This is a genomic window from Pseudomonas sp. Hp2 (genome assembly GCF_006386585.1).
In the GTDB taxonomy this organism is placed as follows: Bacteria; Pseudomonadota; Gammaproteobacteria; order Xanthomonadales; family Xanthomonadaceae; genus Pseudomonas_S; species Pseudomonas_S boreopolis.
Genome location: NZ_VAHJ01000003.1, coordinates 779820 through 806319 on the forward strand (window position 1 = coordinate 779820; position 26500 = coordinate 806319).

Annotated in this window: 16 protein-coding genes; 6 read left to right on the forward strand and 10 right to left on the reverse strand. The window is 67.8% G+C overall.

The features are described 5' to 3' along the window. The first annotated feature begins 25 nt into the window (after positions 1–25). Positions 26–1255: a multifunctional CCA addition/repair protein gene (locus FD678_RS12990; RefSeq protein ID WP_140724071.1), complete on the forward strand. Its 1230-nt coding sequence runs from the start codon at positions 26–28 to the stop codon at positions 1253–1255. A 145-nt stretch (positions 1256–1400) separates the two neighbouring features. On the opposite strand, the gene FD678_RS12995 is transcribed toward FD678_RS12990, so the two are convergent. From FD678_RS12995 to FD678_RS13040, 10 genes are all read right to left on the reverse strand, one after another. Further along, positions 1401–4013 (reverse strand): TonB-dependent receptor, encoded by a 2613-nt coding sequence (locus FD678_RS12995; protein WP_140724074.1) that lies wholly within the window; start codon positions 4011–4013, stop codon positions 1401–1403. A 439-nt stretch (positions 4014–4452) separates the two neighbouring features. Further along, positions 4453–5610 (reverse strand): N-acetylglucosamine-6-phosphate deacetylase, encoded by a 1158-nt coding sequence (gene nagA / locus FD678_RS13000; protein ID WP_140724077.1) that lies wholly within the window; start codon positions 5608–5610, stop codon positions 4453–4455. Beyond that, on the reverse strand, positions 5610–6659 hold the full coding sequence (locus FD678_RS13005; protein ID WP_140724082.1) for an SIS domain-containing protein: 1050 nt from the start codon (positions 6657–6659) through the stop codon (positions 5610–5612). Before FD678_RS13005 ends, nagA begins: the two co-directional genes overlap by 1 nt. A 9-nt stretch (positions 6660–6668) precedes the next feature. Continuing rightward, on the reverse strand, positions 6669–7736 hold the full coding sequence (locus tag FD678_RS13010) for a LacI family DNA-binding transcriptional regulator (RefSeq protein ID WP_140724085.1): 1068 nt from the start codon (positions 7734–7736) through the stop codon (positions 6669–6671). Between the two features lie 40 nt (positions 7737–7776). Continuing rightward, a complete protein-coding gene (locus FD678_RS13015; protein WP_140724089.1) occupies positions 7777–9057 on the reverse strand; it encodes a sugar MFS transporter in 1281 nt (426 codons plus the stop codon). 55 nt (positions 9058–9112) lie between these two features. Beyond that, complete coding sequence (locus FD678_RS13020) at positions 9113–9868, reverse strand: GntR family transcriptional regulator (protein WP_140724092.1); 756 nt, start codon at positions 9866–9868, stop codon at positions 9113–9115. A gap of 95 nt (positions 9869–9963) precedes the next feature. Continuing rightward, a complete protein-coding gene (locus FD678_RS13025; RefSeq protein ID WP_140724096.1) occupies positions 9964–11103 on the reverse strand; it encodes an acyltransferase family protein in 1140 nt (379 codons plus the stop codon). Beyond that, a complete protein-coding gene (locus tag FD678_RS13030; RefSeq protein ID WP_140724099.1) occupies positions 11100–13355 on the reverse strand; it encodes an alpha-N-acetylglucosaminidase in 2256 nt (751 codons plus the stop codon). Before FD678_RS13030 ends, FD678_RS13025 begins: the two co-directional genes overlap by 4 nt. A 172-nt stretch (positions 13356–13527) precedes the next feature. Next, on the reverse strand, positions 13528–16167 hold the full coding sequence (locus FD678_RS13035; RefSeq protein ID WP_218569687.1) for a TonB-dependent receptor: 2640 nt from the start codon (positions 16165–16167) through the stop codon (positions 13528–13530). Positions 16168–16485: 318 nt separating this feature from the next. Then, positions 16486–16764: a hypothetical protein gene (locus FD678_RS13040; RefSeq protein ID WP_140724105.1), complete on the reverse strand. Its 279-nt coding sequence runs from the start codon at positions 16762–16764 to the stop codon at positions 16486–16488. Between the two features lie 79 nt (positions 16765–16843). Here FD678_RS13040 and FD678_RS13045 point away from each other — a divergent pair, with 79 nt between their 5' ends. From FD678_RS13045 to FD678_RS13065, 5 genes are all read left to right on the forward strand, one after another. Continuing rightward, the gene (locus FD678_RS13045; RefSeq protein ID WP_140724108.1) at positions 16844–17902 is read left to right on the forward strand and encodes a glucokinase family protein; all 1059 of its coding nucleotides are present in this window, start codon (positions 16844–16846) and stop codon (positions 17900–17902) included. A 64-nt stretch (positions 17903–17966) separates the two neighbouring features. Further along, positions 17967–20600 (forward strand): TonB-dependent receptor, encoded by a 2634-nt coding sequence (locus tag FD678_RS13050; RefSeq protein ID WP_140724112.1) that lies wholly within the window; start codon positions 17967–17969, stop codon positions 20598–20600. Positions 20601–20827: 227 nt separating this feature from the next. Next, a complete protein-coding gene (locus FD678_RS13055) occupies positions 20828–23512 on the forward strand; it encodes a TonB-dependent receptor (RefSeq protein ID WP_140724116.1) in 2685 nt (894 codons plus the stop codon). A 190-nt stretch (positions 23513–23702) separates the two neighbouring features. Further along, a complete protein-coding gene (locus FD678_RS13060; protein ID WP_218569688.1) occupies positions 23703–25298 on the forward strand; it encodes an alpha-L-fucosidase in 1596 nt (531 codons plus the stop codon). Between the two features lie 10 nt (positions 25299–25308). Continuing rightward, positions 25309–26361: a glycosyl hydrolase family 18 protein gene (locus FD678_RS13065; protein WP_140724122.1), complete on the forward strand. Its 1053-nt coding sequence runs from the start codon at positions 25309–25311 to the stop codon at positions 26359–26361. Positions 26362–26500 lie beyond the last annotated feature (139 nt).

Sequence of the window (26500 nt, forward strand, 5' to 3'; positions counted from 1 at the left end):
CATGCCTTCAGGCATCATGGCGGGCATGAAGATCTATCTCGTGGGCGGGGCGATCCGCGACGAACTGCTGGGCCAGCCGGCCGGCGACCGCGACTGGGTGGTGGTCGGCGCCACCCCGCAACGGATGCTCGATGCCGGCTACAAGCCGGTGGGTCGCGATTTCCCCGTGTTCCTGCATCCGCGGACCGGCGAGGAGTACGCGCTGGCGCGCACCGAGCGCAAGAGCGGGCGCGGCTACCGCGGCTTCGTGGTCGATGCCGACCCGTCGGTGACGCTGGAAGAAGACCTGCAGCGGCGCGATTTCACCATCAACGCGATCGCCCGCGACGAGGCGACCGGCGAATTGGTCGATCCCTACGGCGGCGTGCGCGACATCGAACGGCGCGTGCTGCGGCACGTCGGTCCGGCCTTCGTCGAGGACCCGCTGCGGGTGCTGCGCGCGGCGCGCTTCATGGCCCGGTTGGCGCCGCTGGGCTTCGGCGTCGCCGGCGAGACCCTGGCGCTGATGCGCGAGATCGCCGCCGGCGGCGAACTGGACGCGCTGGTGCCCGAGCGCGTGTGGCAGGAACTGCGCAAGGCGCTCGCCGCGCCGCAGCCGTCGGCCTTCCTGCGCACGCTGCACGACGCGGGCGCGCTCGCCGCGATCCTGCCCGAGGTCGAAGCGCTGTACGGCGTGCCGCAGCGCGCCGAGTTCCATCCGGAAGTGGATACCGGCCGCCACCAGGAACTGGTCAGCGACATGGCCGCGCGGATCGCGCCCGGCGATGCGCTGGTCGGCTTCGCCGCGCTCGTGCACGACCTCGGCAAGGCGCTGACGCCGCGCGAGGAGTGGCCGCGCCACGTCATGCACGAGCAGCGCGGCGTCGCGCCGGTGCGGGCGTTGAGCGAGCGCCTCAAGGTACCGGCCGACTACCGCGACCTGGCGGTGATCGCCTGCCGCGAGCACCTCAACGTGCACCGCCTGCCCGAACTGCGCGACCGCACCGTGCACGAACTGCTGCAGCGCTGCGACGCCTTCCGCCGCCCCGAGCGCATCGCGCAGCTCGCCAAGGTCTGCGAGGCGGACAAGCGCGGCCGGCTGGGCAGCGAGGATGCCCCCTATCCGCAAGGCCCTGAGCTGCAACGCCTGCACGCCGCCGCGATGGCGGTCAACGCGCGCGACCTCGCCGCACGAGGGCTGCAGGGCCCGCAGATCGGCGAGGCGCTGGCGAAGGCGCGGATCGCCGCGATCGCGCAGGCGCGGTCGGCCGCGTAGGACCCCGCCGCCCGGCCGAGACCCTGCCGGGATCCGGAGCCCCGGATATTCATGGCGCTTGCGGGATTCCTTCCATCGTCGCCCCCGCGAAGGCGGGATCCGGCGCCTTGCACGGGAACGACGGCGGATGTCCGCGGGCCCTCGCCTACATCTTGAAGTTGAGGCTCAGCATGTAGGCCCGCCCGTTCTTGTAGATGTAGTACGGGTGGTCCTTGCTGCCGATGTAGCTGTAGTAGGTCTCGTCGAGCAGGTTGCTGCCTTCCAGCGAGATGCGCAGGCGATCGTTGATCTGGTAGCCGATGGAAGCGTCGAGCTGGGTGAACGCGTCGGTCATCTGCTGGCCGTTGAGGCGGCCGATCTGGGTGAAGTATTCCGAACGCCAGCCCAGGTTGATGCGCGCGCTCCACTTGCCCTGCTCGTAGTACGGGCTGAGGTTGTAGGCGTTGCGCGAGTTGTAGGGCAGGCTGAAGTCGCCGTCGGTGCTGGCTTCGGAATAGGTGTAGTTCGCCACCACGCCGAGACCGTGGCCGAAGTTGTGCTGGAAGTTGGCCGACACGCCCTTGACCCTGGCGTTGCCCGCATTGGTCGGCACCGAGGTCAGGTAGGTGCTGGAACCGCCGGTGGTGGTGTTGAGGAAGGTGCGTTCCTCCACCGTGGTCAGCACGTAGTTGGAGATGTCGCGGTAGAACAGCTCGGCGCTGAGCAGGCTGCTGGGGGTGAAGTACCACTCCAGCGAGGCGCCGTAGTTGTTGGACTCGTAGGGCTTGAGCCCCGGATTGCCGGTGGAGGCGGTCAGCGTGGTGTTGTCGGTGGCGACGTAGGGCGTCATGTTGGTGTAGCGCGGCCGCGCGATCACCTTGGCCGCGGCCAGGCGCAGGATCAGGTCGTCGCGCAGGTCGTAGGCGAAGTTGAACGACGGCAGCCACTTGCCGTAGCTGCCGCGGTAATCGACCGGCGTGTAGCCCCCGTCGGCGTCGTAGCTGTAGCCCTCGGTCGAGTCGCGCGTGTGCACGTAGCGCACGCCGACGTTGCCGCGATAACGATCGCCCGAGAAGTTGCCCTGCGCGTACCAGGCGCGGATCTGCTCTTCGATGCCGTAGCTGGCGCTGTAGCTGAAGTCGAGCGCGTCGGCCCCGTCCAGGGTGCCGGCGTAGCGGCCGATGGCGCCCTTGTCGATCGTGGCCCAGTGCTGCATGTCCTGGCTGGTCGAGATGCCGTCGAGGTACCCGGACGGCGTGGACCCGCCGTAGAAGCCGGACAACGTGGCGTCGCCGTCGAAGTTCCAGGTGGTGCTGTACGAGGTCTGCCCCATCGCGTGGTTGCTCGCCTTGATGCCGGTCAGGATCTGGGTGAACGGCCCCCACTCCACTGCATGGTCGAAATCGAGCTGCAGGTATTTCTCTTGGTCGTACTGCGGGCTGTGGCTGGCCGAGAGATTGCGCAGCCGCATGTGCGACGGGTCGGTCGGGTCGAGGTCGTAGTCGATCGACGTGCTGCGGTGGTCGATGCCGTAGCCGTAGCCGCCCAGCGAGGCGAACTGGATGCCGTAGATGCGCTCGGCGCCGCCGGTGGAACGCGTATAGCCGGCCTGGCCGGACGCGTTCCAGCCGTCGCCGTGCCAGTCGGCGCGCAGGTTGATGCTGCCGGTCTTGACCTCGGTGTTGCGCAGGTAGCCGTCGAGGTAGGTCACCGAGTCGTTGCCGAACGTGCCGGAGGTCGCCACGCCGTTCTCGAAGCCGAGCGAGGTCGCATCGGCGGTGTTGGAACCCCAGTAGGCGTAGTGGCTCTGGTTGTAGTTGTCGAAGGATTCCTTGACGTACAGGCCGGTGAGGTTCAGCTCGAAATCGCCGTCGGGCTTCCACTGCAGCGCCGCGGTCACGCCGTCGCGCTTGCGGGTCTGCTCGAACAGCGCGGTGTTGAGCGAGGTCGGGTACTGGCCGGTGTTGCCGCCGACCACCGACGCGGGGAAGTCCGCGCTGGCCACCTCGTCGTAGCCGAAGATCTCCACGCCATCGCGGCGCAGCACCTTCTGCGAGTGCATCACCGACGCCAGCACGCCCAGCGTCTCGTCGCGGTTCTTCCAGCTGTACAGCAGCGAGGCGTTCGGCTTGCCTTCCTCGGAACGGTCGTTGTAGCCGTAGCTCACGGTGCCGGTGAGCGTGTTGCGGTCCAGGTCGAGCGGCTTGCGGGTGTGCACGATCACGGTGCCGCCGATCGAGCCTTCGTCGATGCGCGCTTCCGGCGTCTTGTAGACCTCCATCAGCCCGACCACCTCCGGCGCCAGGATGCTGTAGTTGAACGAGCGGCTGTCCGGGTCGTTGGGATCGCCGCCCCAGCTGGTGGAAGCGATGGTCTGGCCGTTGAGCAGCACGCGGTTGAGTGCCGGGTCGGTGCCGAGGATGCTGACCTTCTCGCCTTCGCCGAACTGGCGGTCCACGGTGATGCCGGACAGGTGCGAGAGCGATTCGGCGACGTTGGTGTCCGGGAACTTGCCGATGTCCTCGGCGCTGATCGCATCGACGATGGCGTCCGCGTTGCGCTTGACGTTGAGCGCCTTGCCCAGGCTCGCCTGGTAGCCCACCACCTTGACCGCGTCCATCGTGGTGACGTCCTGTCCGGAGGCGGCGGCCGGCGCGGCGGCCTGGCCGGCGCTCGCATCGGCGGCGGCCGGGACCTCCTGCGCGGCGGCGAGCGCGGGATGGACGACGCCGCCATAGACCAGGCCATGCACGGCCAGCGCCAGCGGCGCGGTGCGCATGCGGCGCAGCCAATGCGAAGAGCGGGGTGGAGCGGACAGGGAGCGGGGCGGGTTCAACGTCATGGTCGGACCTTCTGGCTATGCGGTGACGGATGCGCGATGCGCGCGGCATGCACCGCCCGTCCCCCTGTCCGGACGGCGGCGGCAGTGGGTTGTGGCGCCGCGGCAAGCACGGCGTGGAACGTCGTCGAGAGGGCCGCACCTCCGCTGATAACGTTATCTTCCGAGGGCGTATAGGTATCCCGTTTTGCAACGCCGCTGCAACGTTCGCGGCGGAGACAACGTGATCTTCCGTCAGGTCTCCTTCATGATCCCGCTGCTGCGGCGTGACCGGGCGCACGTTTGTGCCCGCCGCCCCGGTGGGCGGCGAGTTGGGGTTGCTGCGTTGCGGGAGGCGGTGCGCGCCGGCGCCTGCCGAGCGGGCGCGGGCGGGGATCGGCTATGCGCGCTGTCCGGCGATCCAGGTCTCCAGCACCTGCAATCGCGGGTCGAGCAGCACCAAGTCCGCCTGGTAGCCGGGCGCGATCGCGCCGAGGCGGTCGCCGAGGCCAATGCACTGCGCGGGATAGGTCGAGGCCATGCGTGCGGCCTCGTCCAGCGGCACGCCGAGCAGTTCGACGGTGTTGCGCACCGCGCTGGCCATGTCCAGCGCGGAACCTGCCAAGGCGCCGGCGGCATTGCGCACCACGCCGTCGATCTCGGTGATGGTCTCGCCGTACAGGTCGAAGCTCGGGCTGTCGGCGCCGACCATCGGCATCGCGTCGGTGACCAGCAGCAGCTTGCCGCGCGGCTTGGCCGCCAGCGCGACGCGCAGGCTGGCCGGATGCACGTGGACGCCGTCGACGATGATGCCGCACCAGGTGTCGCGGTCCTCCAGCGCGGCGCCGACCACGTTGGGCTCGCGCCCGGCCAGCGGCGACATCGCGTTGAACAGGTGGGTGAAGCCGCGGATGCCGGCGGCGATGCCGGCGCGCGCCTGTTCGTAGGTGGCCGCGGTATGGCCGGCGAACACGATCGCGCCGCGCGCGACCAGCGTGCGGATGTCCTCGGCGGGCACGCGCTCGGGCGCCAGCGTGATCAGGGTGACGCCGTTGTCCAGCGAGGTGTCGACTTCGATCTCGCGCGCATCCGGCACGCGGAACACCTTCTCGTCGTGGGTGCCCTTGCGCGCCGGGTTGAGGTACGGCCCTTCCAGATGGATGCCGAGGATGCCCGGCACGCCCTGCGCGATCGCTTCGCGCGTGGCCCGGATCGCCGCGGCCATCTTCTCGGCGGTGTCGCTGATCAGGGTCGGCAGCAGCCCGGTGGTGCCGTAGCGCCGGTGGGCGCGCGCGATCGCGGCCAGGCCCTCGGGCGAGGCGTCGTTGTTGAACAGCACGCCGCCGCCGCCGTTGACCTGGATATCGATGAAGCCCGGCAGCAGCGTGCCTCCGCCCAGGTCGACGCGCTGCGCCGCGGCGGCCGCGCGCGGATCGCCGGCGGCCACGACCGCGGCGATCTCGCGCCCGTCGAGCAGCACCGCGACGTCCTCGCGGAAACCCGCCGGCGTCAGTACCCGGCCATTGACGAGGGCGACGGGCGTGTTGGCATCCTTCATCAGACGGTTTCCGTGACCTTGTTGAGGTGCGGCGGCAGGTCGGGGTTGTAGCCCCGGCGCAACGCCAACGCGTTGATCGCGCGGTAGAAGCTCTGGACGGTCAGCAGCGGCGTGCACACCGGGTGCGGAGCCCCGGCCAGTGGCAGCGCCAGCGCCTGGCCGCGGGCCGGCGCGCTGCCGTCCGCCAGCCACACCTGCGCACCGCGGGCGCCGAACTCCTCCGCCAGCGCGCGAGTGCCGGCGCCGGTTTCGTCCGGCTGGGCGAAAGCCAGCACCGGGAATCCGGGGCCGACCAGCGCCATCGGCCCGTGCTTCACTTCGGCCGAGCTGTAGGCCTCGGCATGCAGGCCGCAGGTTTCCTTGAACTTGAGCGCCGCTTCCTGCGCCGCGGCCAGGCCCAGGCCGCGGCCGAGCACGAACAGGTTGCGCGCATCGACCAGGCCTTCGGTGAGGCTGCGCCAATCGGCCTGCCAGGCCGCGCCCAGGGCGGCCGGCAGCGCATCCAGCGCCTCGAGCAAGGCCGGGTCGTTCTTCCACGCCGCCCCCAGCTGCAGGATCGCCGCCAGCGAGGCGAGATAGCTCTTGGTCGCGGCCACGCTCTTCTCCGGCCCGGCGCACAGCGGCAGCACGGTGTCGGCGAGTTGCGCCAGCGGCGAGTCCTCGACGTTGACCAGCGCCACCACGCGCGCGCCGGCGGCCTTGGCGGACTCGGCGTTGCGCAGCAGGTCCGGGCTCTTGCCGGACTGCGAGATCACCAGGTACAGCGCGCCCTCGAGCTTGAGCGGCGAGGCGTAGACCGAGCCGACCGACGGCGAGGCCGAGGCGGTGACGATGCCCAGCTGGGTCTCGAACAGGTACTTGGCGTAGGTGGCGGCGTGGTCGGAGCTGCCGCGCGCGCAGGTCACCACGAACGGCGGCGGCGCCTGCCGCAACGCGTCGGCCAGCGCCTGCACGGTGGCCCGGTTGCGGGCGAACTGGGTGGCGACCACGTCGGCGGCCTGCGCCGCCTCGCGGAACATCAGCGTATCGGTCTCGTTGGGCAATGCCATTGGGAAGGATCAGGTCGGTTCTGTTGGAAGGGGACGCGGCGGCGAGGGTTGCAGCGGCGCGGTGGAGCCGCGCACCACCAACTGCGGGACGAAGCCGCGGTTCTGCAGTTGCACCGCCTGCTCGTCGTAGGCGTCGCTGCGCAGCTGGCTGATCAGCAGGCGCGCGGCATGGCGCGCGATGTCCTCGGTCGCCTGCTTGGCGGTGGTCAGCGCCGGCCACGACTGGCGCGAGAACGGGCTGTCCTCGAAGCCGGCGATCGACAGCTGGTACGGCACGTTCATGCCGGCCGACTTGGCCGCGGCCAGCACGCCGGCGGCGATCTCGTCGTTGCTGCCGAAGATCGCGGTCGGCGGCTCGCGCAGCGACAGCAGCCGGCGCGCGCCGCGGAAGCCGTCGTCGAAGGTGTAGTCGCCCTGCACCACCAGGTGCTTGTCGAGCGGGATGCCGTAGTCCTTCAGCGCCGCCTCGTAGCCGGCGTAACGCTCGCCGCTGGAACGGTGCTGCGGGCCGCCCCACAGGAAGCCGATGCGCTGGTGGCCGAGCTGGATCAGGTGCTCGGTGATCTCGTAGGCGGCGTCGCGGTCGTCGATGTAGACGCAGGGACCGTCGCCCGGGTCCTCGGTGGCGGCGATGATGCGCACGTGCTTGATCCCGCGCGCGCCCAGCCCGGCCAGCAGCTCGGGCCGCTCGGACATCGGCGCGGTCAGCACCAGGCCGGCCAGGCGCGAGCGCTGCACCCACTCGGCCAGCTCCTCGGCCAGCAGCGGCGAGGTCGAGTCCACCGGGTTGATCTGCAGGCCGAAGCCGGTCTCGCGGCAGGCCGCGAGCACGCCGTTCTGCACGCCGATGATGTGGTACGGGTTGGGGTTGTCGTAGACCAGCCCGATCACGAACGGCGTGCCGCTGCGCAGGTTGCGCGCGGACGGATCGGGTTCGTAGTCCAGGTCGGCGATCGCGCGCAGCACGCGCGCGCGCGTGGCCTGCATCACCGAGGGTTCGTTGTTGATCACGCGCGACACGGTCTTCAACGAGACCTTGGCGCGTTCGGCGACATCCTTGATGGTCGGTCTGCGCATGTTCTGGTCCTGGCTGCCTGATCCGCCCATGATGCCCGGATCAGCGCCGCTCCGCCGGCAGGCCGGCGCGGTGCCCGAGCATCGAGTAGAACAGGATGTACAGGTAGCACGGCACGGTCAGCAGGGCGAACACGAGCTGGAAGTCCAGGTATTGCTTCAGCACCGCGAACAGCTGCGGGATGATCGCGCCGCCGGCGATGCCCATGACGAGCAATGCCGAGCCGGCCTCGGTGAAGCGGCCCAGGCCCTTGATCGCCAGCGGGAAGATCGCCGGCCACATCATCGCGTTGGCGAAGCCGAGCGCGGCGACGAAGCCCACCGAGAGATAGCCGTGGGTGAACAGCGCGCCCAGCGAGAACGCCACGCCCAGCAGCGCGGAAACGCTGAGGTAGCGCGCCTGCGAGATCACCCTCGGGATCAGCACCAGCCCGGCCAGGTAGCCTGCCAGCATGGCGCCGAGCGTGAACGCGGTGAATACCTTGGTGCGGTCCAGCGGCAGGTCGAAACCACGGCCGTAGACGCCGATCGCATCGCCCGCCAGCACTTCCACGCCGACGTAGACGAACAGGCACAGCACGCCCAGCCACAGGTGCGGGAACTGGAAGATGCTGCTGCGCTGGCCCGCGCCGCTCGCCATGGCGGGCGTCGCGTTGGCCTCGGACGCCTTGATCTCCGGCAGCGGCGACAACAGCACGCCCAGCGCCACCACCACCAGCAGGCCGGCCATCGCCAGGTACGGCGCATGGATCTTGGCGGCGAAGGCGTCGAGCAGCTGCTCCTTGGTCGCCGCATCGGCCGCCGCCACCTGCGCGGACAGGTCGCCCACGCCGTGCAGCACCACCGTGCCGATCACGATCGGCGCCAGGATGCCGGCGACCTTGTTGCAGATGCCCATCACCGCGATGCGCCGCGCCGCGGTCTCGATCGGGCCGAGGATGCTGATGTACGGATTGACCGCGGTCTGCTGCAGCGCCAGTCCGCTGCCGATCACGAACAGGCCGACCAGCGCGCCGGGATACCAGCGCTGCGTGGAGAACTCGCCGAACGCGGCCGCGCCGATCGCCATCACCACCAGGCTCAGCGCCAGCCCCTTCTTCATGCCGGTGCGCTTGAGGATCCACGACGACGGCAGCGCCAGGAAGAAGTAGGACAGGTAGAACACCATCAGCACCAGGAAGGCGTTGACCTCGTCGAGGTCGAAGGCCAGGTGCACGAAGGTGATCAGCGGTCCGTTGACCCAGGTCAGGAAGCCGATGATGAAGAACAGCAAGCCGACGATGGCGATCGAAGCGAGGGTATTGGCTGGCCTGGCGGGTGACATGGATCGGCGGGCTCCTGCGGAGGGGCGGTGGGTTGGCGCGCGTTCTCGGCGCGCTCTAGCGCCTGAGTTCGGCGACGAAGTCGTAGTAGTCGTTGTGGCAGTAGGTATCGGTCAGCTCGATCGCGCTGCCGTCGCGGGCATAGCCCACGCGCACCACGTGCAGGATGGCCTCGCCGGTGCGCATCTTCAGGTGCTCGGCCAGCCGCGCCGGCAGGTTGAGCGCGCGGAAGTACTGCAGCGCGCGCACCACCGGCGTGCCCTGCGCATCCAGGTAGGCGTAGAGCGAGTCGCCCACCCGGTCCGGGTCCGGCACGATGCGCTCCGGCAGCACCGCCTGTTCGTAGGCCATCACGCGGTCGTCGGCGCTGCGCAGGCGGGTCAGCGCCGCCACCGTCGAGTCCGGCGACAACCCGAGCCGCATCAGTTCCTCGCCGTGGGCCGGGCGCAGCCGGCGGTCCAGCCAGCGCGTCCCCGGTTCGTAGCCCTTGAGGCGCAGCGTCTCGCTGAAGCTGGCCAGGCCGCTCAGCTGGTGCTGGATGTGCGAGGTGACGAAGGTGCCGGCGCCCTGCCGGCGGGTGACCAGCCCCTGCTCCACCAGGGCATCCACGGCCTGGCGCAGGGTGACGCGGGAGATGTCCAGCCGCTCGCAGAGATGGCGCTCGGCCGGCAATGCCTCGCCACTTTTCCAGCGGCCTTCGCAGATGCTGTCGCCGAGCTTGGCCGCCAGTTGCAGGTACAACGGCGTGGGTGCCGACGAGTCCAATACCAGCTCGTCGAGCCTCTTGTCGTGCTCCCGCTTGGACTTGGCCATCCCTCTCCCTCGTGGACGCTAACTCATTAGGTCCAATATATTACCAATTTGGGATTTGTACACCCCGAGGCCGGGGCTGACCGCCCAGGCCAGGCCTACAGGCGCACGTAGATCCGCCGCCGGTCCATCCACCAGGCCAGCGCCCAGCACAGCAGGGTGTAGGCCAGCGCGCACAGCAGCGAGCCGGACGGCCCCGGCGCGATCCGCTGGAACAGCGCGATGCCGAACCAGTCGTACAAGCCCATGCCGGGGGCGACCTGCACCAGCTGCAGGGTCACCACGAACAGCTCCGAGAACAGGTAGATCGCCAGCGGGTTCTTGCCCAGCACCGTGAAGAAGCCGCTGCCGCGCCGGTGGCCGCGCAGCTCGATCCAGGCCACCAGCAGCGCCAGGCCGACCAGGTCCAGGCCCACGGTCAGCAGCACGAACGGGCCGGTCCACAGCTTCTTGGAGACCGGGAACCAGGGGTTCCACAGCAGGGCCAGCGCCACCAGCGATGCGCCGGCGGCCAGCATCCACCCCACCGCGCGCGGCGTCTTGCCGGCCGTGCGCAGCCATTGGCCGGCGAGGTAGCCGCCCAGCACGTTGGAGGTCGCCGGCAGCGCGCCGAGCAAGCCTTCCGGGTCGAAGCCGCCGTCCTTGCGATACAGGTGGTCGCGCCCGACCAGCCACAGGTCCAGCCGGGTACCGGCATTGGCGAGCTTGTCCAGTTCCAGGCCGGGCGTGCCGAACAGGTACAGGATCGCCCAGTACGCGAGCGGCAATGCCAGCGCCAGCCACGGCAGCGCCCTGCCGGGCAGGTAGCGCGCCGCGAGCGCGGCCAGCAGGTAGCAGATCGCGATCCGCTGCAGCACGCCGAACACGCGGGTCTGGTCGAACGGCTTGAACGCCCAGTGCCCGTCCACCGGATGCACGAACGGGTACCAGTACATCAGGAATCCGCACAGGAAGATCAGCGCCGCGCGCTTGGACACCCGCCGCAGGAAGTCCGCCTCGCTACCGTCCGGCGCGGCGAAGCTGAGCGCGTTGCCGGTGACGAACAGGAAGGTCGGGAACACCAGGTCGGCCAGCGTGAACCCGAACCACTCCGCGTGCACCAGCTGCGGATAGGCATGGGCGCCGGGGCCAGCGGTGTTGACCAGGATCATCAGGAAGATGGTCAGGCCCCGCAACACGTCGAGGGAGAGGAAGCGCTCGCGCGTGGCGGCCGGGACCGGGGCGACGGCCAGGCTCATGGCGCGGCCTCCAGCTGCAGCAGGGCGCGAATGCCGGCGAACGCATCGCGCGGCGGGCCGCCCGGCGGCGGCATCGCGCCCGACTCCGCCCACCGCCGCTCCCATTGCACCAGCTCGCGGCCGAACGCGGCCTCGTCGAACGCCGCGCCCGCCTGCTGCGCGGCGCGATACGCATCGAGGAAGCGCGTCCAGCGCTGCAGGTAGAAACCGTCGTACATGCCCTGCCACGCCTTGGACGCGTAATCGGCCAGGTTGCCCTCGCCGCCCCACACGCTGACCTGCGCGCGCGCGTTGGCGACGTAGTAATCGGCAAGCCCCGCATCGCCACCGGCATAGGCACGCGCCTGCGCGGTCCAGCTTGCCAGGCTCTCCTGTTGCCCACCGACCAGTCCGTCGATCCCGCGCACGAGGGCCACCGCCTTCGCCCGCGCCGCGTCGCCGGCGGCGAAATCCTTGTCGCCATACGCCCGCACCGCCTGCTGCAGCAACTCGTCCACGCGCAACGTCAGGTAATGGCGCGCGTAGTCCACCAGGTCGTAGCGGAACAACGGCGCATCGCGGTAGCGCGGCGCCTGCGCGAGCAGCGCCTCGATCGCCCGCCGCAGCCGCACCGGATCGCCGGGCTTGTCGTCGAAACCGGCGACCGCGGCGGTGGGACGCTTGAACAGCAGGTAGCCGCCGGCGCGCTTGTTCCACCAGCGCGGGCTCCAGTAGCGCGTCGCGTACACCGACGCGCGCAGGTCCTGCCATGCCGCCAGAAGATCGGCATCGCTGCGGCCGTAGCGGGCGCGGCTGTATTGCTCGATCCACTGTTCCCACGGCCGCGCAGTGCCGTCCCAGGCCAGGTCGTAGAGGTATTCGTAGACGATGGAATTGTTGTGCAGGCCCTCCGGGAACACGCCGAAGCCGGCCAGCTGCCGATGCTGCGGATCGGCCAGCAGCGCCTGCAGGTCCCGGCGGTAGAAATCGAAATCGCCGTAGACCGGATTGCTGCCGCCGTAGTTGTGCACGTAGCCGTAGATCCACTGCTTGCCGTCGAACGCCTGCGAGGCCTTCCAGGTGCCGGGATAACGGTCGTTGCCGATATCCAGCACCAGCATGCGCGCATCGGGCACCCTGCTCAGGAACGCGGCGATCGCCTCGGGCTGCCAGAACTCGCGGTCCGCCCCGAACAGCCAGCCCTGCATCACCCAGGTCGCCTTGGGGTTGGCCTGCGCGATCGAGCGGTAGATCGCCTCGCCGTACTGCGCCAACCGCGCATCGCGCTGCGCCGCGGGCACCGCCTTGGCCTTGGCCGCCTCGGTGTTGGCGGTGCCGTCGCCGTACTTGGCGGCGGCCACGTCGCTGCCGTCGTCGGCCACCGGCGGCAGCATCTCGTTGAAGGCGTCGGCCAGGTAGAACTCGCCCTCGCCGTAGGCCTGCGTGTACAGCTCGATGAAACGCTTGGCGATGCGCGCGAACAGCGGATCGGCCGGGTCCAGCCAATAGGTTTCGTGGAAGCCCTCCCAGGCCCGCATGCGGTAGATGCGCGCCTGCGGATGCGCTTGCGCGAACGCCTTGGGCACGTAGCCCGCGAACGCCGGCAACACCGGCTTCATGCCGAGCTCGCGCATGCGCGCCAGGATCCGCTTCTGCAAGGCCCGCTTGTCGTCGATCCAGCGCTGCGGCAATGGCGCGCGATAGCCCTCGATGTTGCCCATGCGCTGCCACGGCGCGAACGCCGGCCCGGAGAAATAGCCGGCAAGCTCGGCATCGGCCACGCCGAACTCGCGCCACAGCCGCTGCCAGATCGCCTCCTGGCCCTCCATCGCCAGCGGCATGTCGATGCCGTGCAGCGCCATCCAGTCGATCTCGCGCTGCCAGCGCGGCCAGTCCCAGAACGGCGTGGTGTAGCCGTAGGTGCAGGTGTTGAGATAGGCGCGATGCTTAAAGGGCGTGCCCACCCTGGATCCGGCGAAGTCCTCGAAGCGCTCGGGCATCGCGATCCGGTCGCCCTCCCAGCTGATCGAGGCCGCGCCGATCGAGTTCAGGTAGGCGTAGGCGCCATGCGCCAGCGCCACCGGATCGGAGCCTTGCACGTTCAAGCGTCCGCCCTGCGCATCCACGCGGTACCACGCATGGCCCGTTTCGCCCGCCCGGGGACTGAGGGTGATGCGCGCGGCGGCCTCGGCACCGAGGCTGCGTTCCAGCACCTGGTGGGCGGCCTCGTTGGCGCGTGCGCCACCGGCCAGCATCGAACAGGCCAGGAGCATCGACAGAACGGATGCGGGACGTCGAGTGAAGCCTTCTACGTTCAACTCATTCCTCCTGCGGCATTTGGCTCTCGACCGTAACGCTCGACGCCCGGAATCCCTCTCCCTCCGGGGTGGGCACCGCTTGTGCGCCATCGGCACCGGCCCGAAGGGAGAAGGAAAACGCAACGCGCTACAAGATCTCCCACTTCATCGTCAGGTAGTAACTGCGCCCGGTGACGCCGGTCATCTGCCAGATGTCGCTGGCCTGGTAATAGGCCTTTTCCTTCTGGTCGGTCAGGTTGACCGCGCCCAGCGAGAAGCTCAGCTTGTCGTTCATCTGGTAACCGAGCTGCGCGTCGAGCTGGGTGCGCGCCTTCATCACGTGGCCCGCATAGGCGAAGAAGCTGTCCGAGCGCGTCTGGTAGTACTCGCTGCGATGCGTCGCCGACAGGCGTGCGCTGAACATCCGGTTCTCCCAGAACGCGGTGGCGTTCCAGGTCTTCTCCGACAGGTTGCTGATGACGAAATCGTCCTTGTAGCCGGGGATCACCCGCGTGAAGTTGGCGGTCACGCCGAATCCGTCCACCGGCAGCCAGCGGTTCAGCGACTGCGTCCACGACAGCTCGTAGCCCTTGAGATAGTTGGTCTCGTCGCTGTTGAAGGTCTTGGTGAATTCGTAGACCTCGCCATTGGTCGCCACGCATTCGCCCGCCGCGTTGCCGCTCAGCGACACGCCGCCGTAGCTGGCCGGGCAGATGTTCTGGTTGTAGGTGCCGTTCTTGATCGCCTTCCAGAAGCCCGACAGCGACAGGCCGCCGCCATCGTAGTACCACTCCACGCCTAGGTCGGCCTGGTTGGCGGTCATCGCCTTCAGGTCGGCCGAGCCCAGCGTCACCGAGTTAAGCGTGCGACCGTCGGTCAGCAGGCTGGTTTCCTCGGTGGTGGCGATGGCCGTGCTGCTGGTCAGGATCGGGCGCACCAGCACCTTGGCCGCCGACAGGCGCAGCAGCAGGTCCGGGCGCATCTCCAGCACGACGTTCAGGCTCGGCAGCCAGTTGTGGTAGCGATAGGTGGAGTTGGCGGTGCCGACGATGTTGTTGGCTTCCTCGTTCACCGCGTCGGGCTCGGTGATCCAGGTATCGGTGTCGCGCTTGGTGTTCTCGTAGCGCAGGCCGAGGTTGCCGCGCAGCGGCATCGAGCCGATCTCGGTTTCGATCCTGGCCAGCGCGTAGCCGGACCAGATGTCGTTGGTGATCGAGTAGCTGCTCTGCGGCGCGAACACCACCGGGATGGTGACGCCCTCGGCCGCCAGCGCAGCCTCGTAGGCGGCGATGTCGGGCACGATGAAGGCGTGCTGGATGGAGTACAGCCCCCCGAGGAAGCCGGTGTCCACCGTGCCATGCTCGGACATGCGCGGCAGGTCGGCCGGATCGGCGTCGCCGATGATGTAGCGGTCGCGCCGCCACACGTCGCGGTCCAGCGTCTCGCGCCGGTACTTGGCGCCGAACTTGACCGAGCTCAGCCAGCCCCAGCCCAGCCAGCGCTCTGCATCGAGCTGGAAGGAGTCCTCCTGGTTCTCGACGTGCCGGATCGCGCCGTTCGGGTACTCGTTGCGGACCATCGTGTAGGGGTCGTACCAGCTCCCGTCGGCCAGGTCGTTGGACACGCTGAACGCGGGACTGGACGGGTTGGAGATGTCGAGCAGGCTCGAGTCCACCACCACGCCGAGGATCGCGGCGGCCTCGCTCTCCTCGGTCTTGCCCACGGTGTGGTTGAGCGCCCCGGTCAAGGTCCAGTCGCCGGGCGTCCACTTGAAGTCGTAGGTGAGCATCTGCGAGGTCCAGTCGTGTTCCTCGAGCTGCCGGTTGTTCTCCATCCGGTAGTCCTCGGCCAGCACCTGCGTGGCATGGCCGTTCTCCACCGCCTGCACGGTCTCGGTGCCCGAGCTCAACAGGAACACCTGCTGCTTGATGTCGTTCCGGGTCTCGTCCTTGCTGTAGAGCCAGGTCAGGCCCATCTCCAGGTTGTCGGCGGGTTGCCACTGCAGCGCGCCGTTGAGCATCCTGCGCTCGGTGTCGCGGTCGATGCGACGGTAGCGGGTGCGGGTCGGCATCAGCACCGAGTCGCCGCCGTAGGTGCCGGTGCCCCAGCGGTCGATCCAGAAGTAGTCGGCACGGTCCTTGAGCTTCTGGTAGCCGGCGTTGAGGAACAGCCCGAGCTTGCCCTCGCCCGCGTCGAACTGGTCGATGTAGCTGAGCACGCCCTTGGGCGTGGTGCTCCCGACCGAGTCGGAACGCTGGCCGGTGGCCGAGAAGATCAGCTTGCGCTGCCTGTAGTCGAGCGGCTTGACGGTGTCGATGTTGACGGTGCCGGACAGCCCGCCGGCATCCATGTCCGCGGTCGGCGACTTGATCACCTGGATGCCCGCGGCGAGTTCGGGCTGGATGATGTCGTAGCGGAAACCGTCGGTGAAGTCCGCGCTCTTGAAGGTCTGGCCGTTGACCGTGGTCATCGCGTACTGCGGACCGAGGCCGCGGATGCTGATGGTCGAACCGCGGCCGTTGATGCTGGAGATCTGCACGCCGGGGATGCGCTGGATCGCCTCGGCGATGTTCTCGGCCGGGAACTTGCCGATGTCCTGCGAGGAGATGCCGTCGGTGACGCGGATGTCGTCGCGCTTCTTGTCGAGCGCGGTGATCAGGCTTTTCTCGTAGCTGCTGGTCACCGTGATGGCGTCCAGCTCGGCCACCTTGTCCTGGGCGCCGGGCGCGGCGTCCTGGGCCAGCGCGCTGCCGGCGCACAGCCCGGCAGCGACGGAGACGGCAAGCACGGACAAGGAACAGCGACACGAACGAATGGGGGAGGTGCGTGGCATAGGGCTATCCTGGAATGATGGCTGGACGACGACGGGACGACAGCGATCGATGGACCCGATCGGCCAGGCGTGGCGGTCCGCGACGACCGGACCATTCCCGCAGGCACGGCACGCCATCGGCATGGCGGCAAACCCGCCCTGCATGCGCACCCGACCGACATTTCCCCCAGCCGCCGGCGCATTGCCTGCCGGAACGGCTCCCCTGGTCCATCACCCCGACGGACGCGTACCAATCGAGGGCGAATCGATTGTTATGGTATTAAAAACGTCATGTCAACGCTCTTCCGTACTTTGTCCAGGACAACTGCGCGCGTCCTCGATAAATCTTATTTGTTTCAATGGCTTGCGCGCGAAAAGGAGCGATTTCGCCGCGCGATCCTGCGCATCGTTGTCATCCAACGTCTTATGGACCAATTCCGCGCATAGGACCAATGCGCAAAAACGTGCTGCATCGCCGCAATCGCCTGAAAAAAAAGCGGCTTTTACAGCGTCCCACTCTTTATAAGTGGGTAGCAGGACTTCCATACGAATTTCATTACCAACTGTTGACATCGTTGTCACGACATTCTAAGAATCCGGCAAAGCTCGGGCATGCCCCGGCAATCCACAGCGCACAACGGCCGGGAGCCTCATGAGGACGTACGAAGCGGTCCCAGAACGCGAGCAGGAACAGGCGCCGGCGACGGCGGAGCGCGTTTGCTTTCTGGCCGCGGACGTCGGCGGTACCCACGTGCGCGTGGGGCGGGTGCAGGCCTGCCACGATGCCGAGCACCCGATCCAGATCCTGGACTACCGCAAGTACCGCTGCGCCGACTATCCCAGCCTGGCCGCGATCCTGGGCGACTTCCTGCGCGGCCGCCCGGCGGTGGCCGAGGTGGCGATCGCCAGCGCCGGTTTCCCGCTCGAGGACGGCACCGTGATCACCGCCAACCTGCCCTGGCCGGTATCGCCGCGCGCGATCCGCGACGAGCTCGGGCTGGCCGCGGTGCACCTGGTCAACGACTTCGAGGCCGTCGCCCATGCCGCGGCCTACATGGACGCCAACGCCGTCGCCCAGCTCACCGGGCCGGAACGGGTACCGCGGGCGCCGGTGCTGGTGCTCGGCCCGGGCACCGGCCTGGGCGCGGCGGTCTGGATTCCCAACGGCGGCCGCCCGGTCGTGCTGGCGACCGAAGCCGGCCACGCCGCCCTGGCGGCCACGACCGAACTGGAAGCGCAGCTGCTGCGCGAGATGCTCAAGACGCGCAGCCACGTGCCGGTCGAGCACGCGCTGTCCGGGCCCGGCCTGCTCAACCTCTACAACGCGCTGTGCGCGGTGCGCGGCGCCACGCCGCGCCTGGACAGTCCCAACGCGATCACCGCCGCGGCGCTGGCCGGCGAGGACGCGCTGGCCGTGGAGGGCCTGGAGGTGTTCTGCGGCCTGCTCGGCAGCATCGTGGGCGACATGGCCCTGCTCTACGGAGCGCAGGGAGGCATCTACCTGGCGGGCGGCATTCTCCCCCACATCCGCCAGTTCCTGATCGACAGCAGCTTCGTCGCGCGTTTCCTCAACAAGGGACCGATGCGCGAGGCGCTCCAACGCATTCCCGTGAAGCTGGTCGAGCACGGGCAATTGGGCGTGATCGGCGCGGCCAATTGGTACCTGGACCTGAACCACACCCCCGGCGCACCCGGTCGCCCCGCACTCTGAAGGCGGGTCCCCACGCGTCGTCGTCGACGTCGGACAGCAAAACCATGTGATGAGGAGAGACATCATGTCGCACCGCAAGTCCGCCCTATCCGTTTCCATCCTGGCCTGCCTGGCCTTCGCCGCGCACGCGCAGGAAACATCGCCACAGCCGACCGAGCTGGACACCATCCAGGTCACCGGCATCCGCGCCAGCCTCGAGAAGTCGCTGGATACCAAGCGCAACAACGTCACCATTTCCGAGGCGATCACCGCCGAGGACATCGGCAAGTTCCCGAGCACCAACGTCGCCGAGGCGTTCTCGCAGATCCCCGGCGTCACCCTGGACCGCCGCTTCGGCCAGGGCGAGCGCGTCAGCATCGACGGCACCGACCCGAGCCTGAACCTGTCGTTCCTGGACGGGCACCCGGTCGCGCAGGCGATCTGGCTGTACGGCGAGCAGCCCAACCGCGGCTTCGACTACACGCTGCTGGCGCCGCAGATCCTCGGCCGCGCCGAGATCGTCAAGTCCTCCGAGGCGCGCCTGACCGAGGGCAGCCTGGGCGGCACGGTGCTGATGCACACGCGCCAGCCGCTGGACCTGAAGGCCAACGAGGTGGCCGCCTCGGTCGGCTACAGCTACAGCGACCAGGCCAGCAAGGGCAAGCCCAACGCCGCGCTGCTGTACAGCTGGAAGAACCCGGCCGAGACCTTCGGCGTGACCGTCTCGGCGCAGCACTACGAGGAACGCGTGGACCGCCAGGGCATCGAGGTGTTCGGCTACGCCAAGGCCTCGCAGTTCGCCAACGCCGCCGGCGGCGTGCCGGCCGACGCGGACGTGCCCAACTCGATCAACGCCGCCTGGTTCCAGCAGGACCGCGAGCGCGACAGCGCCGTGGTCAACCTGCAGTTCAAGCCGACCGACACGCTGGAGTTCAACCTGCAGGGGCTGTACATCAAGGAGAACTTCGACAACTACAACCAGTCGCTGTACAGCTTCCTGACCTGGACCGCGGATACCGTGGCGGCGGTCGACCAACTGGGCGGCGTCCGCAACGGCGTCGTCACCAGCGGTCATTCGGACGCCAACGCCAATCCCGCCGGCGGCACGGTGATCTACGACAACAACGTGCGCAAGTCCGAGGTGACGACCAAGGGCATCGACCTGCGCGGCTCGTTCCGTGGCGAAGGCTGGGGCATGAGCGGCCAGGTCGGGCAGAGCAAGTCGGACAACAAGAACCTGGCGCAGTACTTCATCGAGCCGTTCTACAACGGCGGCTTCAGCTGGGACATGGATCGCGGCATACGCTTCGACGATCCGGCCGCGGCGCGCGATCCGGCCAACTGGGGTTCGGCGGGCGGCTGGTTCGGCAACAACGGCATCTTCTCCACCGAGAGCAAGGACACCTATGGCCAACTGGACTTCAACGTCCAGTTCGACAGCGTGTTCAACCAACTGCTGTTCGGCGTGCGCCAGGGCAAGCACAAGGAGAACTTCGCGCTCAACGTCTACGGCGGCGTCACCCCGGGCACGCTGGCCGACGTAGGCACGGTCGGCCTGACCGACATCCAGGGCTTCTATCCGGACCAGGGCCGCCACATCCAGGTCGGACGGGGCAACGTGCTGGACTGGATCCGCAACAGTCCGATGGACTACGGCAATCCCGATCCGGCCAGCTACCTCAACAATACCTGGGCGCTGGAGCAGACCAACAACGCGGCCTATGCGCAGCTGAACTTCTCCACCGGCGCACTGCGCGGCAACATCGGCGTGCGCTACGTGGATTCCAAGACCGAGGGCAGCGGCTTCGTCTACAGCGGCCAGCCCACCCTGGACGACCTCGACAGCAAGTGGCAGACCCGCAGCAAGAAGGAGGACTTCTTCCTGCCGTCGCTGAACTTGGTGCTGGATACCGGCAACGACTGGGTGTTCCGCTTCGCGGCGGCCAAGGTGATCGCCTGGGCGCCGTACAACCAGATGGTCAACAACACCTTCCTCAACGACACCACGCTGACCGGCAGCGGCGGTAACGCCGAGCTCTCGCCCTACGAGTCGTGGAACTTCAACCTGTCGGCCGAGTACTACTTCGACACCAGCGCGGTGGTGGCGTGGTCGGTGTTCTACAAGAAGATCGACAACTACATCGACTCCTCCGCCACGATCGAGCGTTGGTACAACTCCATTCGCGACACGTCGCCGCAGACCTGGGCGCAGATGGTCGGCAGCAACGGCTGCAGCGCCGACGGCTACTGCGACTACAGCATCCAGCGCCCGCGCAACGCCGGCAGCGGCAAGGTCAAGGGCTTCAACATCGCCTTCCAGCAGCCGTTCGGCGACAGCGGCTTCGGCCTGACCGCCAACTACACCTACGCCAACGGCGAGAACAACACCGGCGACCCGCTGCCGTACCAGTCGCGCAACAGCATCGCGTTCAGCCCGTACTACGAGAAGGGCCCGATCAACGCCCGGATCACCTACAACTGGCGCGACAGCTACCTCGCCGGCGGCTACGTGGCCGGCGCCGCGCCCGCCAGCGTGGACGACTACGCCGAGCTGGGCGCCAGCATCGGCTACAAGTTCAACGACAACTGGTCGCTGCAGATCGACGCGCAGAACCTGCTGGACGAGGAGTACTTCCAGTACCTGGGCGACGAGCAGCACCTGGCGGGCAAGTACAAGACCGGCCGCCGCTACATGGCCACCCTGCACTTCAAGTTCTGAGGCGTTCCACCCGTCCGCCGGCCCGGGGGGCCGGCGGACGTCGTTCTTCCGCTCCAACCCGCGCCACCCGCTCCACCGCAAAAAGCCCGTTCCTACCGTCCCTGCATGTCCCGCAATTTTTAGATCGTTTTAAACCGCCCGAGTCCGCCCCTCCCGGGGGCGGCCTTTCCCTTCCAGGCAGTACGCGATTGCCACCCACGTCACCTGCCATTCCATCGAGACGTCACATGACCCGCCACACCACCAACAGGATCAGCACCCTCTCCGCCAGCATGGCCGCGGTGCTGTGCATCTGGGCGCACCAGGCAGCGGCACAGACGCAAGGAAGCGCTTCCGCGCAAGTCCAGGAGCTGGATACCGTCACCGTCACCGGATACCGCGCGTCGCTGGAGAAGAGCCAGTCGGTCAAGCGCGCCGCCAACTCCATCGTCGACGCGATCAGCGCCGAGGACATCGGCAAGTTCCCCGACACGAACGCGGCCGAGTCGCTGTCGCACCTGCCCGGCATCAGCGTGGACCGCCAGTTCGGCGAGGGCGAGAAGGTCAGCATCAACGGCACCGACCCCGCGTTGAACCGCGTGCTGCTCAACGGCCAGACCATCGCCTCCGGCGACTGGGGCGGCAACCCGACCGATACCAGCGGCCGCACCTTCAACTACACCCTGCTCTCGCCGGAGATCATCGGCCTGATGGAGGTGTACAAGACGCCGGAAGCGCGCATCGACGAAGGCTCGATCGGCGGCACCGTGATCGTGCACACCCGCAAGCCGCTCGACCTGCCCAAGAACACCATCCGCGGCTCGATCGGCTACAACTACAACGACCGCTCCGAGGAAGGCAACCCGCGCGGCTCGGCGCTGTGGAGCTGGAAGAACGACGACGAGACCTTCGGCGCCTTGATCTCCGCGACCCACGACAAGCAGGACATCGCGCGCGCGGGCATCGAGTTCTTCGGCTACACCACCGGCGCCAATATCCCCTCCGGCGCCACCATCACCGGCGACGGCGGCGACGTGGCCACGGCCAAGGTGCCGGCCGGCATCAACAGCGCGTACTTCCAGCAGACCCGCGAGCGCAACGGCCTGCAGGGCGCGCTGCAGTGGAAGCCGAACGAGCAGAACGAGTTCAACCTCACCGGCATCTACATCAAGGGCAAGTACAACAACTTCAGCGAATCGCGCTACGTCTGCCCTAACTGCAGTTCGCCGGCGGCCGACGGCTCCGTCGACGAGAACGGGAGTCCGGTCAACATCAGCAACATGCGGCTGATCACCCAGGCCAACGTGCAGAACGGCTACATCACCTCGGCCAAGGTGTCCGATGGCGACCTGGCCCAGCCCTACGCCCAGCTCGACGCCAATTACCGCATGAGCGAGGTGACCACCAAGAGCCTCAACCTGCGCCACGACTGGTACGGCGACAAGTGGGTATTCACCTCGCAGGTCGGCGCGACCAAGGCCACCGGCGGCAAGGACCCCGAGTACCTGATGAAGTTCCTGCTGCAGAACGGCGGCTACGACTTCGCCTACGACGGCAGCCACACCTCGGTCGACTACGACGACAACAGCGCGTCGAACTGGGGCCTGGCCAGCGGCCAGCAGGCCGGCGGCATCGAGTACACCACCACCAAGGACCAGGAGAAGTACTTCCAGTTCGATGCGGCGCGCGATCTCGACTGGGGTCCGCTCAACAAGCTGCAGGTGGGCTACAAGTACATCAACCACGAGAACGGCCAGAAGTCGCGCGGCAACGCGCTGTTTGCCGACCAGGACATCCTGCTGAACTCGTTCAGCCCGGGCACCGCGCCGGGCGGCCTGTACGACGGCCTGGGCGCCAGCGGCGACCTGGTCAACTGGCCGACCGCCAACCCCAACTCGATCCTGTCCTACCTCAGGTCGCTGCCGCAGGGCGAGTTCGAGGAGAAGTACGGCCAGGAGTTCGACGTCAAGGAGATCACCAACAACCTGTACGCGCAGTTGAACTTCGAGTCCGGCAAGTGGCGCGGCAACTTCGGCGTCCGCTACGTGAGCACCAAGGACAAGTCGTCCTATTGGGAAAGCACCACCAGTCCAGACGGAGTCACCACTTATACGCCGGTGCAGGTGTCCAAGAAGTATGAAAAACCGCTGCCGAGCTTCAACATTGCCTATGACCTGGATGACGACAAGGTGCTGCGTTTCTCGGCTGCGCGTGTGATAGCACGCCCGCGTTATGCCGATCTTGCCGGCTCGTTCTCGCTCAATAGCTCGAGTGGCGATCTGACCGGCAGCGGCGGCAATCCTGACCTGAAGCCGTACGAGTCCACCAACTACGACCTGGCCGCCGAATGGTACTTCGCGCCGTCCAGCATGCTGTCGGCCGAGGTGTTCTACCGCGACATCAGCTCGTACATCGTTAGCACCAGCACGACTGAAATCCATAGCGATCCCAACTGGAACATCGTTGATAAGCCTTACACCATTACACGCCCGCAAAATGCCTCCGGCGCCAAGGTCACCGGCGCTTCGCTGAACTACCAGCAGGCGTTCGGCCTGGGCTTCGGCCTGGCGGCGAACTACACCTACGCCGAGTCCAGCTCGGACGACGGCCTGAACCTGCCGTACCTGTCCAGGAACACCTACAACGTGATCCCGTACTGGGAGCACGGCCCGTGGATGGTGCGCGTCAACTACAGCTACCGTTCGAAGTACTTCACCCAGATCGGCCGCCTGGAATCGAACATCTTCACCGATTCCTACAAGCAGCTCGACCTGACCGCGTCGTACGAGTTCAACGACTGGGTCAGCCTGAGCCTGAGCGCGACCAACCTGCTCGACTCGACCTACTACTGGTACAACGAGGTCAAGTACGCGCCGATCGGCATGTACAAGAATGGCCGGGGTTATCAGGCCCAGCTGAACTTCAAGTTCTGATAGGGTTCTGGCGCGCCACCTCCCTCCCTTCGGTGGCGCGCCTTTTTTATCCCCGGTACCGGCCGGCATCCCGGCCGGCACTTCAACGACAAGGAGTGCAGTTCCCATGACGATCGATCCCTGCCCCGCCGCAGACGCACCCCTCCGCGCCTCCGGAACCGCACGCAGGGCCCTGGCGTACGCCCTTGCCATGCTGCTCGCACTCCCCGCATCCCCCGCGATCGCGGCCGATCCGCCCACCGCGGCGACCGCGGCCACGCTTTCGCCCGAACAGATCGACGCGCAGTGGCTGCAGGCCACCGCCAAGTACGCGCCCGAACGCGAGCGCCTGGTGCGCGAGGCCGGCGAAGGCGCGCGCAAGGGGCCGTTCCGTCCCGACTGGACCTCGCTCAAGCAATACCGGTCGCCGGGCTGGTACGACAACGCCAAGTTCGGCATCTTCATCCACTGGGGCGTGTTCTCGGTGCCGGCGTTCGGCAACGAGTGGTATTCCAGGAACATGTACCAGAAGGGCTCGAAGGAATACGAGCACCACATCGCCACCTACGGCCCGCAGGCGACGTTCGGCTACAAGGACCTGGTGCCGCTGTTCACCGCGCCGAAGTTCGACCCGGCGGCCTGGGCGAAGCTGTTCCGCGAGGCCGGCGCGCGCTACGTGGTGCCGGTGGCCGAGCACCACGACGGGTTCGCGCTGTACGACTCGCGCCTCTCCGACTGGACCGCGGCCAAGATGGGCCCGAAGCGCGACCTGCTCGGCGAGCTGTCCAAGGCGATCCGCGCCGAAGGCCTGCACTTCGGCCTGTCCTCGCATCGCGCCGAGCACAACTGGTTCTTCGACGGCGGCCGCGCGATCGATTCCGACGTCAACGACCCGCGCTACGCGGACCTGTACGGCCCGGCCCAGGTCCGGCTGCGCGGCAAGGACGACGGCGACGTCGCCAACGACTGGACGCCGGTCTCGCAGGCCTGGCTGGACGACTGGCTGGCACGCACCACCGAGCTGATCGACCGCTACGACCCGGACCTGGTCTATTTCGACTGGTGGATCGCCCACCCGACCTTCCGCAGCACGCTGCCGACGCTGCTGTCCTATTACTACAACCGCGGCGCCGCCAAGGGCGGCGTGGTGGTGAACTACAAGCTCGGCGCGTTCGCGGAAGGCGCCGGCACGCTGGACATCGAGCGCGGCCAGCTCACCGGCATCCACCCGACCCACTGGCAGACCGACACCTCGGTCAGCGACGCCTCGTGGAGCTTCGTCGAGAACGACACCTACAAGTCGCCGACGTTCATCATCCACCTGCTGGCCGACGTGGTGTCCAAGAACGGCAACCTGTTGCTCAACATCGGCCCGCGCGCCGACGGCAGCATCCCGGACACCGAGCGCGACATCCTGCTGGCCATCGGCAAATGGCTTAAGACCAACGGCGAGGCGATCTACGACAGCCGGCCGTGGCGCACCTATGGCGAAGGCCCCACCGAAGTGGCGGGCGGCAGCTTCCAGGACACCAAGACCAAGCCGTACACGCCGGAGGATTTCCGCTTCACCGTGCGCGACGGCGCGCTGTACGCGATCGAACTGGGCTGGCCCCGGGACGGCAAGGCGGTGATCCGTTCGCTCAAGCCGGCCGACGGCGTGCGCGCGGTCACGCTGCTGGCCGACGGCCGCAAGGTGCCGTTCGAGCAACGCGACGACGGCCTGCACCTGCGCCTGCCGGCCAAGCCGGTCGGCGAACACGCCTGGGCCTACAGGATCGAGCTCTCTTCTCCCATCCCACCCCGCTGACGGAATACCGATGATCAAGCGACTGTCCGCGCTGATGCTGGCGCTGGCCCTGGCCGCACCGGCCATGGCCAAGAACCCGACCGCCCTGTTCTATCTGATGGGCACGCAGAAATCGACCAACTCCTTCCTGGCCAACGTCGACAAGATCGACGTGCTGGTGCCGACCTGGTACGGCGTGGACGCCAACGGCCTGGTCAACGGCGGCCCGAACGACTACGTCTACGGCATCGCGCGCGCGAAGAAGCTGCCGGTCACGCCGATCCTGTCGATGACCGCCGGCCGCGAGGGCTTCCACAAGCTGCTGCACGACGAGACGGCCAAGAAGCGGATGAACGAGTACCTGGTCCGCGAGGGCAGGCAGCGCGGCTACAAGGGCTTCCAGTTCGATTTCGAAAGCATCGCGTGGACCGATCGCGACGCCTATACCCTGATGGTCAAGCAGACCGCCGAGGCGCTGCACAAGGCCGGCATGACGCTGTCGGTGGCGGTGGTGCCGAACGCGCCGGGCTATCCGGAGGGCGGCCGTTTCGCAAAGTGGATGTGGGAATACTGGCGCGGCCCGTACGACCTGAAGGCGCTCGGCCAGGCCGCCGACCTGATCAGCCTGATGACCTACGACCAGCACACCCGCTGGACCACGCCCGGCCCGGTCGACGGCATGCCGTGGATGAAGAAGCACCTGGAGTACGCGTTGACCCAGGTACCGAAGGAGAAGCTGTCGCTGGGCATCGCCACCTACGGCTATCGCTGGTACACCGGCGACCCGGTCAGGGAGGACGGCACCGAGGCCTCCAACATCTCCGCCACCTACATCGACGCCGACGAGTCGTTCCCGCTGGCGATCGAGCAGAACGCCACCGTGCAGTGGGATCCGGTGGAACAGGAATCGTGGTTCTACTTCTACCGCGACGACATGCGCGAGTGGGTGTTCCGCCCGGATGCGCGCAGCTTCCGCGCCCGCTACGACCTGGTGAAGCAATACGGGCTGCAGGGCTTCAGCTGCTGGGTGCTGGGCGCCGAGGACCCGAAGGTTTGGGACGAACTGCCGCTGGCCGAGCGTTGAGGAAGAAGCCCCTCTCCCCGCGGGAGAGGGGCTTGCCGGCATGATGCCCTGCAACTCGAACCAGACCGCTCCACGACGTACTCTCCATCACTTCACCGCATGACGTCCGCGCTCCGATCCCGATCGGGCGCCACGCGAA